A 16441-nucleotide genomic window follows, 5' to 3' on the forward strand; every position below is an offset into this window, starting at 1 on the left:
CATCAGCCAGTTATTAACGGGGCAAGATTGGCGGGACGGTAGTAAACGGATTTGAGCACCTTGCCCTGACGTACCGTCTTGCCTTCCAGTTTCACGTCCTTGGCACACTTGGCGATCAAAAAGTCGCCCTGGCGACTGCCGCTGATTTCAACATCCTGGGCAGCGTAATGGGCTATGGTATCGGCCAGCTCCTGCTCGTTGCGGCAGACCTTGCTCATGTTGCTGGCATGGACTTCATCCCAGCAGGGCTCGAAGTCTATGCCGCGGTTGGCGGCCACATGCAGCAGCACATCGATGAAATAGCTGATCTCCAGTTGCGCCAACATGTCCCTGGCACCCAAATGTACGGCGCGGCCCATGAGCACATAGACGCTGTCCACTATGGCGTCCGCCTGTTCCACCTTGTCTTTGGCCTCGGCCAGTTCGGTCAGCTCTTCGATAATCAGCGAACTGTGCAACTTGTCCATCTTCTCGTCGAGACTGGCGGGGGAGTCCACCGGCAGATCGAAGGTGGCACGGAATTCATGGATATCACGGTACAGCTTGGCGTACAGGGCTTCGGTCAGGCAGGTCAGTCGCATTAAAGGGCCTTTATTCTGGGTTGGCACTGGATGGTTAATCAGCGGGCATGATAAAGAAAGGCCGGCTTAATGGCAAAGCGTCTTGGATGTGTGGGGTGGAGGAATAAAAAGGCCAAGCTTTCTGCTTGGCCTTGGATGACGCTGGTCACGGGTGACGTTAGAAGATAACTGTCACTATGTCCGAGCAATCGCTGCTGCCGGCGTTGCAGATCTGATAGTCGTAGCTGCCGGCGCCCTTGAGGTTGAGGTTGTCTGTGTAATCGCTGCCGGAAACCGTCGCTACCAAGGCATTATTGCGATATATGTCCACATCACCGCTGTTGCCGCTCCAGGACAGGTCCACCTGCTGCACGCCCTTCACCTTGTAACCGCTGGCGGTCAGGCTTAAGCCTGAGCCCAGATCCGTGGTTGCAGTGGCTTCGTTGGAATAGCCGGAATTGCCACTCTGGTTAAAGGCGCGAACGCGATACCAATATTGGGTATTAGCTGCCAGCCCTGTGTCGCTGTGGCCGCTGCCATCCACGCCAGTGGTGAAGATACTCGCCCAGTTCACTCCATCCAAAGAGCGTTCTATGCTATAGCCCTGCTCATCGCCTGCATTGTCGCTCCAGGACAAATCTATCTGGCTGGCGGAGACCGAAGTGGCTGATAAAGCTGTCGGCGACGCAGGCACAGCACCGCCGCTCTGGTTGTCGGTGCGAATATAGAGCAGGTCCAGATACAGGCTGTCGAGTGACAGGTGACCGACGCTCTGGTCGCTGTCACGGACACTGATTTGCACCTGGCCGCTGAGGTTTGCCGGCAACGGGATGGATTGCGGACCCTGATCGCTGCTGGGCATCTGGGTCAGCAGCACATTGGTAGCCGTGCTGCTGGTTAAATACAGCAGCAGCTGATCACCATCGCTGGACACCGACTGCCAGCCGTGGAGCACCAGGGTCTCGGCATTGCCGCTTTGGACGTTGAAGTTCCAGCTGTGATCCAGATAGCTGTATCTGCTGCTCTTCCTGCCGCCGGACTCTCTCTCGGTAATGATTTCCAGCACACCGTCATCGGTCTGCAAGTTGGCCAGACTGCCGCTCACAGTGCCCGCAGCCGTGGTTTCGCTGCCGGCATATTGCAGCAGGAAGGGGGCGGGGGCCACCTCTATGGCCGGCAGTGTGGTCATGCCCATCGCACCCAGATTATCCGTGACCGTCAGTGTGGGGGTGAAACTGCCGGCCTGGCTATAGCTGTGACTGGCATTGACGCCGGAAGCACCGCTGCCATCACCAAAGTTCCACTGATAGTTGCTGATAGTGCCGGCGCTGTCCTGGTCATGGGAGCCCGAGCCGTCGAAGTTGACTGTGAGCGGCGCTGTGCCGGAAAGCGTGTCGGCAGAACCCACGGCGACCGGCGGCTGGTTTTGCACGTTCACCACCTGGCTGGCCTGGTCACTGAGGTTGTCATTATCCGTGACCATCAGTACCACAGTAAAATCACCGGGTGCCTGATAGACATGACTGACCTCAGCGCCACTGGCATTGGTGCCATCGCCGAAGTTCCAGTCATAGCTCATGATAGTGCCATCACTGTCGTCCGAGCCCGAGCCGTCAAAGTTTACGCTTAAAGGGGCGGGGCCCGGGGTGTAACTCAGGGCCATGGCCGCTGTGGGGACGGCGGCAGTGCCGCCATCGACCGCAGTTCCGCTGATGCTGTAACGCCCCAGACTGGCATAGTCTGTGTAGCCTGTGTCGAGCGGGTCGCCCTTACCTGTGCCATCCACCTTGACGAAATAGTCCCCGGCACTGGCCAGAGTGCCACTCAGGTTTGCGGATAAGGCATCGACCGGATTGCTGTTGGCCAGCAAATTGCCATTGGCATCATAGAGCTGGGCCAGAATATCCAGATTGGGGGCAAAGGGGGCGGGCTGCACATCGATACTGTAACTGCCGGCGCCGGCATGAAAGCGGTACAGGTCCACATCCTGGCGGCTGTGGATAAGACCACTGCCACCAAGGCTGAGGACGCCGTTGCTTGCGCTGGCATTCAACGTGGTGGCGGTCGCCAGGCTGTCGCCGTGATCGTCGGCCACCAGCGGCGCACCGTAGGTTTGGATGCGGGCTATATCATCCTGGGTTTGGTTGGCGTTGAGGTATTCGCCCTTGCTCCACTGCACCAGGGCCTGGTAATAACCCACCCCCATGATGGGGGCCCAGCCGGTGGCGCCACTGCCGTGGCCGGTATAGTAATTGGCACCACCAATAACACCATCGTGGCTCAGACTGAGGTTATGCCCCGCCTCGTGGGAGATGGCTTCCCCGGCACCCACTAAACTGGTGTTGAACACAAAGGCCGGCTTGTAAAAGTCGCCCACATCATCAAATACCGTCAGATAGGCAAAGCCGCCGCAGCCGCAACCGGCGAAGTTGTCCTTGGTCATCACCACCCGGGTTCCGTAGACCTGATCCGACGTGCTGCTGCGGGTGATGGCGTTGAGGCCGGGATCTTCGGTGGTGATATCCACGTTGAAGGGGGCATAGTCTTCGGCCACCTGGCGCCACATGTTTTGTATGTCCTGCAACTCTGATGTACTGAAGGTGCTGGAGTCCGAGTCACGGCTGTAGGGCGGCGAGACTATGGGATCGACACCATAGGAGTTGTTCCAGGCCGTGCCCGTGGTGATATGACCATCAAAGTCCAGGTAAATTACCCGATTGGCGCCTGGGCGGCTGTGAAGATGGAAGGTGTCTTCCAACGGATAGGGGGCTTCCTGCAACAATTGGGCATCGGCCGGGTCGGTCGCCTGGGGGAACTGATCCACGTAGAAGGCGCGGCCCTTGGTATCGAGCCACAGAGTGGCATCGCTGCGCAGCTCGCGGGCAAACTCATCCGGGCTCATACCGTACCAGGCCGCCACCTCGGGCAGTTTGGCGCCCAAGGCCGCTATGGCCTGTTCGCCCTGGGCTTTTGTGGGCAGTGACAGCTGTGGGAAGATGCGCTGATTCGGCGGGGGATTGGCACTGTTTGCCGTCAGTGGCCAGAGGCTGAGCCCAAGGAGCACCAATGTCGTCAAAGGCAGTGTCGTCAAAGGCAGAGTCGAATACTTCATGGCGCTCTCTCCAATTAGATGCCCAAATAGCTGCCCAAAGAGATGCTGGCAGCAATTTGAGAATAGCCTAAAAAACACCCAACCCTAACCTGGGTATAGCGTCAAAGCCTTACCAGTCAAGGGCTGGCGCCCAGTAACGTCTTTTTGCACAGTGGTTTATGGTGAGGCGCGCTGGCTAAAAAACTCACCCTTGTTGCTGAATTGCTGCCGACTGGACAGCAAACTGGTGCTCATCGACAATAGGCCAGCGCATTCAAGGCAAGGAAACCCAATGAAGCCCTCCAAGGTCGATCGCAACAAGCTGCAAACGCTGACGGACTTACCCAATGTCGGCGAGGCCACCGCCGCCGATCTGCGTCTGCTGGGGATAGATAAGCCCGAGCAGCTATGTGGCAAAGATCCCTTCACCCTCTACATCGAACTCTGTGATTTGACCGGGGTACGCCACGATCCCTGTGTGCTGGATGTGTTTATGTCGCTCACCAGTTTTATGGATGGCGGCCCGGCCTTGCCCTGGTGGGACTTTACCGCCGAGCGCAAGGCCAGAATGCCGCGCATATAAGCTAAAAAAGCCCGCACATTGCGGGCTTTTCAATGGTTGGAGCCTGCCTGGAAGGCAGATGCTCAGGCAATAAACCTATTCGGCAACCGCCACGGTTTCGCTGTGATCCTGCAGCACCTCGGCGACCCGGATGCGATAGGATTCAAACAGGCAGGGCACTATGCCGGCTTCGGCGGCTATGCTGTGGGCCATCTGATTGCGCCACTGGGTGATGGAGGCCAGATCTTCCCAGAATGACAGGCTGAGCACCTTGCCTTCGTCGGTCAGACTTTGAAAACGCTCAATGGAAATCAGGCCCTTGCGACCTTCCAGATGCTTGCGCATCTCTTCGGCCACGTGCAGGTATTCTGCTTTGCCTTCCGGCGTGGGTATCACTTCGAAAATCACGGCTATCATGGAATGCTCCTTTTTTCAGACAGACAAAGACTAGCCTATCTGCTGGCTTAAGGCACTCAAGGAAAAGGTTTTATTCTGAATTTGTGAGCCGGTAATGGCTTAAAGCAAGACCCCGGCCTTGGCCGGGGTCGGAAGATCACTTGATGAAGGCGAAGGCATCACCGTAGAGGTGTTGTTCTTCCACCCCCATTTCACGGAATTGCTCCCGGGCGGCGCCGACCATGTTGAAACGACCGGCGATATAGATGTCATAGCCCACCAGGCTGATAAAGTCGGCCTTGATCTGTGCCAGCAGGTTGTTGGTCTTGCCATCCCAATCTTCGGCGGCTTCTTCGATGACGGGCACCAGATGCAGCCAGGGGAAGTTGTTGTGCCACTCGCGGGCGATGGACTCATAGTACATGGCATCGCGGGTGCGGCAACCCCAATAGAGCATGGTTTCAATTTCTTGTCCCAGGCTTATTTGGCGCTCCACCAGGCTCTTGATGTAAGAGAAGCCGGTACCGCCGGCCACCATCAGCCTGGGTCTGTGGCTCTCTTCCCGCAGGAAGGCTTCGCCGCCCGGCGCTTCAATGTCTATGTGAGTCGAGTTCTGCAACCGCTCCACCACCTGCATCGGATAGCTTTCGGTGATGGCGGCTCCTATGTGCAGTTCCAGCTGCTCGGCACCCGGGGCAGAGGCGATGGAAAAGGGGCGCTTGTCCTGCTCTCCCATGACGACACACAGGTATTGGCCTGCCTTGAACTCCAGCGGAGTCTCGGGGCTGAGGATCACCTGGTAGACGGCGTCATTGAAGGGGGTGACGCGCTCGATTCTGCAACGGATGCTGTTCATCTGGTTTCTCTATACCTCTTCGGGTGTTTTTATGCTTGTTGGCTGATTATAGGGTAGGGCTGTCGTCTATGCCCAATTGGTCCCAGATCTCGTCAACCTTTTGTTTAACTTGGGGATCCATGACTATTGGCGTACCCCATTCGCGCTGGGTTTCTCCCGGCCACTTGTTGGTGGCATCCAGGCCCATCTTGGAGCCCAGGCCCGCAACCGGCGAGGCGAAGTCCAGATAGTCTATGGGGGTGTTGTCCACCATCAGGGTGTCACGGATGGGATCCATACGGGTGGTGATGGCCCAGATCACGTCCTGCCAGTCCCGGCAATTGACGTCATCATCCACCACCACGATAAACTTGGTGTACATAAACTGGCGCAGGAAGGACCAGGCGCCCATCATCACCCGCTTGGCGTGGCCCGGGTACTGTTTGCGGATGGAGATCACCGCCATCCGGTAGGAACAACCCTCGGGTGGCAGGTAAAAATCAACGATTTCAGGGTACTGCTTACGCAGTATCGGTACAAATACCTCGTTCAGCGCCACCCCCAGCATGGCGGGCTCATCCGGTGGCCGCCCGGTGTAGGTGCTGTGGTAAATGGCGTCTTTCCTGTGACTGATGTGGGTCACGGTAAACACGGGGAAACTGTCGGTCTCGTTGTAGTAGCCGGTGTGATCGCCGTAGGGACCTTCCTCGGCCATCTCGCCGGGGGCTATGTAGCCCTCGAGGATAATCTCGCTGGTGGCCGGCACTTCCAGATCGCAGGAGAGGGCCTTGACCACTTCGGTGCGCTCGCCCCGCAGCAGTCCGGCAAAGGCATATTCGCTCATGCTGTCCGGCACCGGAGTGACGGCGCCGAGTATGGTGACCGGATCGCTGCCCAAGGCCACCACCACAGGGTAGTTTTCACCTGGGTGCTGTTCCTGGAAATCCTTGAAGTCGAGGGCGCCGCCACGGTGTGACAGCCAGCGCATGATGAGCTTGTTCTTGCCCAGTAGCTGCTGGCGGTAGATCCCCAGATTCTGGCGTTTCTGCCGGGGGCCCTTGGTGATGGTCAGACCCCAGGTCATCAGGGGGGCCACATCGCCGGGCCAGCAATGCTGGATGGGCAGCTTGGTCAGATCCACCTCTTCGCCAGTCAGGATCACTTCCTGACAGGGAGCCTTGCTGACGGTTTTGGCCGGCATATTGAGTGCCTGCTTGAACAGCGGCAGTTTGGACAGGGCATCCTTGAAGCCCCGTGGCGGCTCGGGCTCTTTCAAAAAGGCCAGCAGCTCACCCACTTCCCTTAGCGCCAGCGGATCTTCCTTGCCCAGGGCCATGGCGACCCGTTTGGGGGTGCCGAACAGGTTGGCCAACACAGGCATACTGTGGCCCTTGGGCTGTTCAAACAGCAGCGCCGGGCCGCCGGCACGCAGCACCCGGTCGCAAATCTCGGTCATTTCGAGATGAGGATCCACCGGATAGCTGACGCGCTTCAACTCACCGTTCGCTTCCAGGTGCGCGATGAAGCTGCGTAAATCCTTAAAACTCATTTGGAAATGGCCTCTATTTGCAAAACCTTCAAGTGGCGCGCACTATATCATTAATGGCTTCCGGCGAAAACCATGGCCGGGGCACGCCCGCGGGTGGGGAGGCCGAAATGAAACATCCGATATTGACAGTAATTTGCTTGTTGCTGACCCTGCTGGTCGGTGCTTCTTTGGCGGCCAAGTCTCCGGAGGCCGGCAGTGAGCACAGGGGCGAAAAGCACCTGGGCACCAACCGGGTCTGGGATGAGGTCCACTGGCGGGACGAGCACAGACACCGGGGCCATAGGCATCACAGGAGTGGTTGGCGCTACGGCATCAATCTGGGCTGGTATTGGAGTAACTACCCCTGGCGCTACGATCCCTGGCGTTCATCATGGCCCTATTGGGAAAATGACCTCTATATAGATCCCAGAGTGCTTACCTATCCGCAGCCCAGTGAACCGCTGCCCAGTTATCCTGCCCCGGAACGACGCACTTTGGGACCCATTGAGCGAGTGGAAGGACGCGATAGTCTGCCCGCCAACGCCAGGGTGAGGATAGTCGATGGCCAGCCTCTGTATGAATGGGAAGGTATTTATTACCGTTACGACTGGGTGAGCGAACAATATCTGCCGGTGCCGCAGGAACAGCCATAGGCTCATCAGCCGGTTATCACGGTCAACAAAAAGGCGCCACAGGGGCGCCTTTTTTATTGGGGTCGGGCTCAGAAGCTTACGGTTTCCATATCAGACAGGGCGCCGTTCGCAGCATGGATCTGATAAGTGACGCTGTCTCCGCTTGAGGCGCCAAAGCGATCGCTGAAGCTGTTGACCGTGGTGGAGCCCACCAGGTTGCCATTGCGGTAGATATCGTAGCTGCTGCTGTTACCGGTCCACTCCAGATTGACCCGGGCGACACCGCGGCGCGACAAGGTGGCGCGGGTGACGGTCAGGTCCATCTCTATGGCAGGCAATACCACATCAATTGCCTGGGTGGCACTGGCGCTGGCACCATAGTCGTCGGTTACCGTCAGGGTCACGCTGTAGCTGCCGCTGGCGCTATAGCTGTGGCTGACATTGGCGCCGCTGCCGCTGCTGCCATCACCGAAGTCCCAGCTCCAGGACACAATCTGGCCGTCGCTGTCACTTGAGGTGCTGGCAAAGCTGTATTGGCCGTCAGTGCCGGTTGCATCGAAGCCGGCGCTGGGGGCCTGATTTGGCACTCCGCCACCGTCAAAGCTGCCCACCAGGCTGGTGCCGCTGTAGCTGCTGTAGCCGTTGATCATCACCCAATAGGTGCCTTCGTTGGCGGGATTCATGGGGCAGCTTTCGTTGTTGCCACCTGAGTAGGGGCGGCAGTCGTAGCTGGTGCTGGTGGGCGCGGAGCCGAACTTGACGTACAGATCCGCATCGCCGCTGCCACCTGACATATTGAACACCAGGTTGCTGGCGCCGGCCGGTACATCCAGGGTGAAGTAGCGCTTGCTGCCACTGCTGCCGCTGAGATTGCTGACGACCACACCATTGGTCAGTACCTGAGCCTCGGGATCCGGGCCCGGGCCGGGATCGTTACAGGGACTCACGCCCACCACCGCAAAGGCCGCATCCACATCGGCCGTGCTGTAGCCCAGATCCGTAGCGGCGCTCTTCACGCCACAGGCGCCGGAGACATAGGTGCTGTTGGCCGTCCAGTACAACTGGTTGGCCACCACAAACACATGGAAGGCCTTGCGGGTATCCCAGCCACTGGTATTGGCCAGGGTATAGAAGGCCTTGTTGAACACCCCTGAACTGTAATGCACGTCCATACCTTCGTAATAGTCATCGGCGTGACCGATTGAGCGGCCATCGCGGGTCGGGTCGTCCATGTAGCGCAGGGCTCCATTGCCCTTGAAGATGTCGGCCCCCACCTGCCAGTCGTTGCTGCCGCGCATAAAGTACTCGGCGGCTTCACCGGCCATGTCGGAGAAGGCTTCATTGATACCGCCGGATTGGGAGCTGTAGACCAGACCCGAATTTTGTTCGGTGAAGCCGTGGCTGACCTCGTGGGCCGACACGTCGAGGGATACCAGGGGATAGAAGGTGGTGGCCCCGTCACCGAAGGTCATGGCCTGGCCGTCCCAGAAGGCGTTTTCATAGTTGCTGCTGTAGTGCACCCTCATGCTCAGCTGAAAAGTCAGTGGCGCCGTGTTGTACCACTGGCTGTACATGTTGTAGACCACGTTGCCAAAGTAGTGGGCATCGTTCAGCGGCGAGTAGGCACCGTTGATGCTCTTGACCGTATTGCGGGGGCAGGTATAGCTGAAGGCCGTCGTGCCCGAGGTGCCGTGGTTGAGGTTGACGGTTTTGACGTTGGGGCTGTTCATGGTGCAGGTAGAACCCGACTCGGCCACATCCAGATAGCCATAGTCTGTGCCGTACTCATACTGACCTGTCTTCTGGTTGCCACCTGGGCCCGTGCCTATCAGGGCATGGTTCAGACCTTCCCAGCGTTTGAGTACTTCACCGCTGTGGGCATCTATCAGGCTAAAGGGGCGGCTGGGCTCGGCGCCGTCCACCAGGTAGGACACCTGGTACACCAGCCTGGGTTCGTCATTGTCATCGAGGAAGACAAAGAGTTCCGCCTTGTCGTTACGGCTTTTCACTGCGGCGGCGCCGGGAGCTGCCTTGGTGCTCTTGGCCTTGGCTATGGCCTGTTTGGCCTGCAGTTTGGGTTTGACGAAGTCGGCATCCTTATCGATGTTGGCCAGCATCTGGCCCTGAAGGTTGCTGTAGATGCCCATTTCTGAGCGGTCGGCCGCTATGCTGAAACCATAAACGGGGACGCCATGGAAATACTGTTGCAGTCTTTCCTTGTTGTGGCCCTTGCCCAGGGAAACCTGGCGGCTGGTGCGGAATTCCTGTCCGGCCTCCAGAGGCAGCATACGGTTGATATCGGCGTTGGATGAAGCGTGCCTGAGGGCAGTCACATCCACGCGGTTGGCGGCATGCGCCGAGGTAGCCAGGGTGGCCGAAACGGCCAAAAACAGCAGTGTGAGTCTTTGTTTGTGCATTGTAGAGTATTCCTTTTGGTGGCAGCAGGTTGAACCTGTGCCGGTGATAAAAGTTTTTACCCAAATAATACAAAGGCTAAGATGGGTTGTGCCGAACCAGGACTGCTGGCTGTCCGGCACAGGCACCGCAGAGGGTGCGGGGATCAATACTAGGAGGCTGCCGACGGGGCAGCAATTATACTAATGCACTAAAATTTAGGCATTATTTGAGGTTTTTATGCTGCTTTGGTGTTGGTTTTGAGTCAAAGCTCTGGTGTGGTAGCGCTTTTGAGGGGCCATGCCGGCACTATGGCCGGCCATTGGGTCAGCGGTAGCTGATTTTCATGGCGATCAGTGGCTCCCTGGAGCCCTTCTCTGCCTTTAACCTGTCCAGATAGTCCTGCCACAGCTGCTGCTGGTGGCTGGCCAGGTGATGCAACACCTGCCAGGAATACAGGCCGGTATTGTGGCCATCGTCGAATACCAACTTGACCGCATAGTTGCCCACGGGCTCAATTGCACTGATATTGACGTCTTTCTTATGGGTCACCAGCACGGGCTGGCCATGGCCGTGCACTTCGGCCGAGGGGGAGTGAACCCGCAGAAACTCGCAGCTCAGTTCAAAACTGCTGCCGTCATCAAAACCGATTTCCAGCAACCTGGACTTACGTTTCAGCTTGAGTGAGGTGACTGTGGGACTGTTCATGGACGCTCCTGTGTGTTCCTGCTCATTGTAAGCCCAATCGCCGGACAAGGGCAGATCCTTATCCGGCGCTTGAGCACAACCGGGTTCAGCCCTTGAACACCTTACCGTCCTTCATCACAAAGCTGACCTTTTCCAGCAGGGAGATCTGCTCCAGGGGATTGCCATCGACGGCAATCATATCCGCCAGGAAGCCGGCTTTCAGCTGCCCCAGCTCTTTCTGTTGCAGCAGACTGGCGCTGTTGATGGTGGCAGCCTGAATTGCCTGCAAAGGGCTCATGCCAAAGGTGACCATGGTGCTGAATTGCTTGCCGTTGTCACCGTGGGGATAGATGGCGGCATCACTGCCGAACACCATCTTGACCCCGGCCTTGGCGGCGAGGCGGAAGCTGTCGCGCTGGGCCTGGGACACCTGCTTTTCCTTGTTGATGTTCTCTTGTGGCACCCCGTTGGCGGCGCCGAAGGCCAGGGTGTATTCGGTGTTGTAGATGTCGCAGGACAGGAAGGTGCCGTGTTTGAGCGCCAGTTTGACCGCCTCGTCATCCATAAAGCTGCAATGCTCTATGCTGTCGATGCCGGCGCGGATGGCGGCCTTGATACCGCCGGTGCCGTGGGCATGGGCGGCGATGATCATCCCGCGCTGGTGGGCTTCTTCGGCGGCAGCGCGCAGCTCATCTTCACTGTATTGCTGTATGCCCACCTTGGTGCCCTTGGAAAAGACCCCGCCGGTGGCGCAAATCTTGATGGTATTGGCGCCGTATTTGATGTTTTCCCGCACCTTGGCCCGCACCGCCCAGGGGCCGTCGGCCACGCCGCCGGAGACCGAATGCATTTCCGGGGCGCTGAAGTTGTCATCGCAATGGCCGCCGGTAATGGACAGGGCATTGGCGGCGCTCCAGATGCGCGGGCCGACAATTTCACCGGCATTGATGCCATCGCGCACTGCGATCACGCTGTAACCGGCATCCCCCAGATCCCGCACCGTGGTGAATCCGGCCATCAGGGTGCGTTCTGCATTTTTGACCGCTTTTACGGTTTGTCTGGGCACCGAATAGTTGAGCGATTCAAGAAAGTTGTCCTCGGCGTCGCTCGACAGGTGCACGTGCATGTCCATCAGTCCCGGCAGCAGAGTTTTACCCGCCAAATCCAGATGCTCGGCGTCCTGAGGCATGGCCAGACTGCTTCGGGTACCAACCTGGACTATGCGGTCGCCATCGACCAGCAGCGCCGGCTGCTCAATCAGCTTGCCACTGGCCACGTCCAGCATGGCATCGGCCGTGATATAGGTGGCGGCATGTAAGCCTGTGCTTGTCAGCCCACACAGGCCGGAAATCAGCCCGGAGAGCAGTAGGGTTTTCGTTTTCATTTTATTGTTCTCTTTTTGTTTTATTCAGCGTATGTCGTCAAAAGTACAGCCGCGGCCAGCATACCCCATGGCCTGTTTGCTGGCTATTGGGCCGGTCAGCAGCCAATGCGCGCCATCGCGCCGTTGGCAAAATGGTAAAAGGCATCCTGTGGCTTGTCCTGGCGCCACATGGCGCTGTCATCCAGTCCCAGCAGCAGGCCGCGCAATACCACAGTGGTGATCCCGTGGCTTACTATGATGACCCGCTTCGGTGTGGCGGGATCTTGCAGCCAATCCAGCAGCCGCGCCCGAATCGCCGTCAGGGTTTCCGCCTCCGGCGCCTGCAGATACCAATCGTTGCGGCCGGCAAGTATCGGATGGGCGGCGTGGATGTCGGCAATGCGGGCCATTTCCCACTCGCCGAGTCCGGCTTCCATCAGTCGTGGCTCCTGAGTTATGGCTGCTCTGGCCAAGCCCAGCTCGGCTGCAACCAAAGCAGCGGTTTCCATGGCCCGGCCAAGGGGGCTCGACAGCAGTTGAAAGCCAGCTGTGTCACAGGGGGGATTGGCCAGTGTTTTGCCGTAGGCCCTGGCCTGGGCGCGGCCAAGGTCGGTCAGCGGCGAGTTGCAGTGCCCCTGCAGCTTGCCATCGGCGTTAAATTCGGTCTGGCCGTGACGCAGTATGTAGATCTCTTGAGGCATAAGAAGGGGGTAAAAACAGTCGATGACAAAGGTTGGCAATGTAACCCGAAGTCATGGGGGGCTCAAGCCGGGCCACAGATTGCAGTGCAGGCCAAGAAGATACAATTTTGCACAAGCTTGCTGACGCGCCGTGCAGGAAGGTGTGTATAGAATATAATTTCATGGGGCTGCTCGGCTCCAAGGGATAAAAGTACACAAGGACTTCGCTATTGAATTTGTTCCATTCGGAAAAGAGGCATCAGACGCTTGCCTCGATGAAAAGCCAGGTGAAACTTATCATCCTGCTGCTTTCCAGTGTCAGCATACTGGTATTCCTGCTGGGGCTGTTCCAATCCGAAGTGATCAACGGGGTGCGCACCTACGTTCAGGGCGAGGGCCTGTGGGCCAAGGCGGAAAAAGACTCGGTCATGTTGCTGCACAGGTATGTGGACACCAATGATGAAGCCATTTACCGGGAGTTCAGCAGGAGCCTGAGTGTGAATCTGGGGGATCGCCAGGCGCGATTGGCGTTGCAGCAAACGCCACCGGACCTTGCCGCCGCCAGGGCGGGGTTTCTCGCCGGGGGCAACCACCCGGATGATATCGATAGTCTGATAAGCTTTTTTCTTTATTTTCAACATGTCTCCTATATGCGCGAGGCCATTGCCATCTGGACCGAGGCCGATGAAGAAATTGCCAGATTGCAGCAATTGGGAGAATTTGCCTTCCAGGCTCACCAGCGTGGCGATGACGACATGTTGCAGCTGTTACAGCAGCGGGTGAACGAACTGAACAGCAAACTCAATCGGCTGGAAATAGATTTCTCCGGGGTGCTCAGCGACGGTTCCCGTTGGGTCAAGCAGGTCACCTTGTATGTTTCTGTTTTCTCACTGGTCTTCCTTATAGGTATCGCCCTGTATATTTCGCGGCGCATCACCCAAAGGCTCAATGACACAGAGGTGCAGTTGCGTTTCAGCCAGAACCGGCTTAACAGCCTGTTGCAATCGGATCTGCTGGGGATCCTCGACTGGGATGCCAATGGTGGTGTTCTTGATGCCAATGATGTGTTTCTCAATATGCTCGGCTATAGCCGTGAGGAGATGAACGCCGGGTGTCTCAATTGGCGGGACATCACGCCGGAGGAATTTCACGATGCTGATGCGGCCGCCATGATGCAGATTGAACGGGAGGGTTATTGCACCCCCTTTGAAAAGGAGTTTATTCATAAAGAGGGCCACAGGGTGCCGGTCTATGTGGGCGGCGCCCTGTTTGATGGTCACAGTGACCAGGGCATAGCCTTTGTGCTGGATCAGACGCTGAAGAAAGAGGTGGAGCAGCAACTGCGCCTGTCGGCCAGCGTCCTGGAAGGCAGCCGCGACGCCATAGTGATCACCGATGGTCACGGGCAAGTGATCCGGGTGAACCAGGCCTATTGCGAGCTGACCGGCTTGGCAAAGGAGTCTTTACTTGGGCGACGGCTGGATAGCCTGTTTACCGCCAATGGTGCCACCATCAGTGAACTGTTGCAGACAAAGGGTTATTGGCAGGGGGATGCTGAGTTACTGAAGCGGCAGGAGCAAAGCGTTCCCGTGCTCGGCAGCATCAATTCGGTGGCCAGTGATGCCGGTGATTTGTTGTACTACGTCGCGATTTTTGTCGACATCAGTGAGCGGGTGGTGCAGGAGCGCAAGCTCTGGGATCTGGCCCGTTACGATCATTTAACCGGTCTGGTGAACAAACACTTCTATTCGGAATTGGTGACCAAGGCACTGGAGAGGGCCAAGGCCAGCGGCAACCGCTGCGCCTTCTTCTTTATCGATTTGGACAAGTTCAAACCGGTGAACGACAGCTATGGTCATCATGTGGGTGATCAACTTTTGGCCGCCGTAGCCGAGCGGTTGACCACCACGGTCCGCAGCCATGACATAGTCTCGCGCCATGGCGGCGATGAGTTTTCCATCATAGTCGAAGATGTGGGATCCAAAGAAAACGCGGCCATGATAGCCCGCAAGATCATCGACAATGTGCAGAAGCCTTTCCACATCGAAGGTCGGCAGATCCATGTCAGTTGCAGCGTGGGTATAAGCCTGTATCCCGACCACGGCCACAATGCCAGCGGACTTATCCGTGCCGCCGATCAGGCCATGTATGAGGCCAAGAGTTCCGCCGCGGACGGCTATCAGATCTATCAGCTGATGTAAGCGGCTCGTCAGTCAGTTGCCGCCCAGGCGCTCGGCAATCACGGCGCCGATGCCGGCACCGACCGCCAGGCAGATGGCGATCCACAACCCGAGATCATCGGCGAACTGCCCTATGACGACACCCACCACCACACCCAGGCTAATACCGACACCTATGGCTTTTTCCCTGGCAGCGAATTGCTGTTCTTGCTTGTCTTTGTTCATGGCCTGTTCCCTGGTTAATGAATGCTTATCTTACCTCCACTGCGTCTTGGGATTGCTGCAATGTTCGATGCTTCGCAATCACTAAAGAGCATGGAGTAGCAAATAGCCGCTGAAATATAGCTCACAGGGAGTGGCATTGGGCTAATTTGTCGTGTCAGACATTTTTGTCATAAAAACAGCAACTCGTTCCAGTCCTGCATCGCGATGGGCCTCGCCATTCTGGAATTGAGCACTTTCAATCATAGCCAGGAGATTTCTGCGCTGGGGATATTGCACAAATATAAAATGGTCCCAGTCGTCGGTTAGCATGCAGGTTTCACTATTGGCAAACAGACAAATGGGTTCGCCACCATAGACCGGGTATGCCCCTCTGCGAAGTAATTCAAAACCGGCAATCTTGGCATAACGCTCATATGCTGCTTTGCCGCTTATCTTTGTGTCGCCATCGGTAAAATCCTTGTACTCCGCCTCAGGTTTATATTTATTGAGGTTGTAGACGTAGAGTGGCTCGTCAAGTGCTTGCTCCCTTGCAACCTTCATTTGGTCTTCATCAGGCCATATTGAAGTATTCTCGGCCTTCCAGGTTGCAGTAGGTATACCCTTATCACTGACTGCTTTGAATAATCGAATAAGCCATGAGATAAATTTGACCAAACGAAACTTGATCCAAGGTTCCGGCTTAACTACAAGTATTGCATGTTCAGAGCAAGCCTTTTGCAGGGCTTCTGAATATACCGACAAAAACATTAAAGCCGACCGGGGCGATGAAAACTCGTCAATGATAATTTCATCCAGCAACATGCCTTCACGGGCAACAGGATCCGCCTTAACTCGAAATAACCTTTTACAGCCAAATTTGCCCTGACTCTCTCTTAACCATGATTCATAGGCAGGGGTATCACTGATTTTCAGATGATAGACGATGGCCAATCGGCGCATTCCCGCATCTTCGGTGGACTTTCGCAATAGCGCTGTATCTGTTGAGGACAAGATGTTCATTTCGATTCGCGGCATTATCCTGCTGACCTTTACCAGTTATATAACACATTCAGGGAGCAAATATATTGGATAAAGGCTGCTATATTTCTTTGCTTGTTTATACATGTCATATCAAACAATAAACCAATTTAAATGGCTTCTTCCGCTGCGACTGAATCCTGAAGCCTTGATCAAATAGGCTGGGAAAGGCGGCATAAAAGCAATGGCAAAAGCCGTTTACCTGATACAGCCTTGAAGGCAGATGATGGTTGTTGAATGTTGGCCAATGGCATGTGGCTTGGCTGTTGCTGCGAATTCCGGACAGGGTGT

General features: G+C 56.7%; 14 protein-coding genes. 3 read left to right on the forward strand and 11 right to left on the reverse strand.

Translation table 11 applies throughout. The annotated features are described in order from the left end of the window. Positions 1-2: 2 nt before the first annotated feature. Positions 3-581: a nucleoside triphosphate pyrophosphohydrolase family protein gene (locus tag JYB85_RS02100; protein ID WP_207380843.1), complete on the reverse strand. Its 579-nt coding sequence runs from the start codon at positions 579-581 to the stop codon at positions 3-5. Between the two features lie 157 nt (positions 582-738). Next, positions 739-3672 (reverse strand): PKD domain-containing protein, encoded by a 2934-nt coding sequence (locus tag JYB85_RS02105; RefSeq protein ID WP_207380844.1) that lies wholly within the window; start codon positions 3670-3672, stop codon positions 739-741. A gap of 271 nt (positions 3673-3943) precedes the next feature. On the opposite strand from JYB85_RS02105, the gene JYB85_RS02110 reads away from it, so the two are divergent. Next, entirely contained in the window at positions 3944-4234 is a 291-nt protein-coding gene (locus tag JYB85_RS02110; RefSeq protein ID WP_207380845.1) for a helix-hairpin-helix domain-containing protein, read from the forward strand. A 75-nt stretch (positions 4235-4309) separates the two neighbouring features. Here JYB85_RS02110 and JYB85_RS02115 read toward each other — a convergent pair whose 3' ends face one another. The 3 genes from JYB85_RS02115 to ubiD form a co-directional block, all read right to left on the reverse strand. Next, positions 4310-4630, reverse strand: a complete 321-nt coding sequence (locus JYB85_RS02115; protein WP_207325291.1) for an antibiotic biosynthesis monooxygenase family protein — start codon at positions 4628-4630, stop codon at positions 4310-4312. A gap of 136 nt (positions 4631-4766) precedes the next feature. Then, positions 4767-5465 carry an NAD(P)H-flavin reductase gene (gene fre / locus JYB85_RS02120; RefSeq protein WP_207321776.1) on the reverse strand — a complete coding sequence of 233 codons (699 nt, stop codon included), beginning with the start codon at positions 5463-5465 and terminating at the stop codon, positions 4767-4769. A 46-nt stretch (positions 5466-5511) separates the two neighbouring features. Further along, positions 5512-6993: a 4-hydroxy-3-polyprenylbenzoate decarboxylase gene (gene ubiD, locus JYB85_RS02125; RefSeq protein ID WP_207380846.1), complete on the reverse strand. Its 1482-nt coding sequence runs from the start codon at positions 6991-6993 to the stop codon at positions 5512-5514. 107 nt (positions 6994-7100) lie between these two features. On the opposite strand from ubiD, the gene JYB85_RS02130 reads away from it, so the two are divergent. Continuing rightward, positions 7101-7625, forward strand: coding sequence for a hypothetical protein (locus JYB85_RS02130; RefSeq protein WP_207380847.1), 525 nt, complete (start codon positions 7101-7103; stop codon positions 7623-7625). Between the two features lie 68 nt (positions 7626-7693). Here JYB85_RS02130 and JYB85_RS02135 read toward each other — a convergent pair whose 3' ends face one another. The 4 genes from JYB85_RS02135 to JYB85_RS02150 all read right to left on the reverse strand — a co-directional run bounded on the left by JYB85_RS02135 (position 7694) and on the right by JYB85_RS02150 (position 12749). Next, the gene (locus JYB85_RS02135; RefSeq protein WP_207380848.1) at positions 7694-10021 is read right to left on the reverse strand and encodes a M4 family metallopeptidase; all 2328 of its coding nucleotides are present in this window, start codon (positions 10019-10021) and stop codon (positions 7694-7696) included. Positions 10022-10325: 304 nt separating this feature from the next. Then, positions 10326-10706 (reverse strand): gamma-butyrobetaine hydroxylase-like domain-containing protein, encoded by a 381-nt coding sequence (locus tag JYB85_RS02140; protein ID WP_207321780.1) that lies wholly within the window; start codon positions 10704-10706, stop codon positions 10326-10328. 85 nt (positions 10707-10791) lie between these two features. Then, the gene (locus JYB85_RS02145) at positions 10792-12069 is read right to left on the reverse strand and encodes a Xaa-Pro dipeptidase (protein WP_207380849.1); all 1278 of its coding nucleotides are present in this window, start codon (positions 12067-12069) and stop codon (positions 10792-10794) included. Between the two features lie 95 nt (positions 12070-12164). Beyond that, the gene (locus JYB85_RS02150) at positions 12165-12749 is read right to left on the reverse strand and encodes a histidine phosphatase family protein (RefSeq protein WP_207380850.1); all 585 of its coding nucleotides are present in this window, start codon (positions 12747-12749) and stop codon (positions 12165-12167) included. Between the two features lie 266 nt (positions 12750-13015). Between JYB85_RS02150 and JYB85_RS02155 the strand changes: the two genes are divergently transcribed. After that, positions 13016-14929, forward strand: coding sequence for a diguanylate cyclase domain-containing protein (locus JYB85_RS02155; RefSeq protein WP_207380851.1), 1914 nt, complete (start codon positions 13016-13018; stop codon positions 14927-14929). Between the two features lie 12 nt (positions 14930-14941). On the opposite strand, the gene JYB85_RS02160 is transcribed toward JYB85_RS02155, so the two are convergent. Together JYB85_RS02160 and JYB85_RS02165 are read right to left on the reverse strand one after the other, a co-directional pair. Continuing rightward, positions 14942-15133 (reverse strand): hypothetical protein, encoded by a 192-nt coding sequence (locus tag JYB85_RS02160; protein ID WP_207321784.1) that lies wholly within the window; start codon positions 15131-15133, stop codon positions 14942-14944. A gap of 141 nt (positions 15134-15274) precedes the next feature. Further along, positions 15275-16147, reverse strand: coding sequence for a hypothetical protein (locus tag JYB85_RS02165; RefSeq protein WP_207380852.1), 873 nt, complete (start codon positions 16145-16147; stop codon positions 15275-15277). Between the last annotated feature and the right edge of the window lie 294 nt (positions 16148-16441).

The organism is Shewanella sedimentimangrovi (genome assembly GCF_017354965.1).
In the GTDB taxonomy this organism is placed as follows: Bacteria; Pseudomonadota; Gammaproteobacteria; order Enterobacterales; family Shewanellaceae; genus Shewanella; species Shewanella cyperi.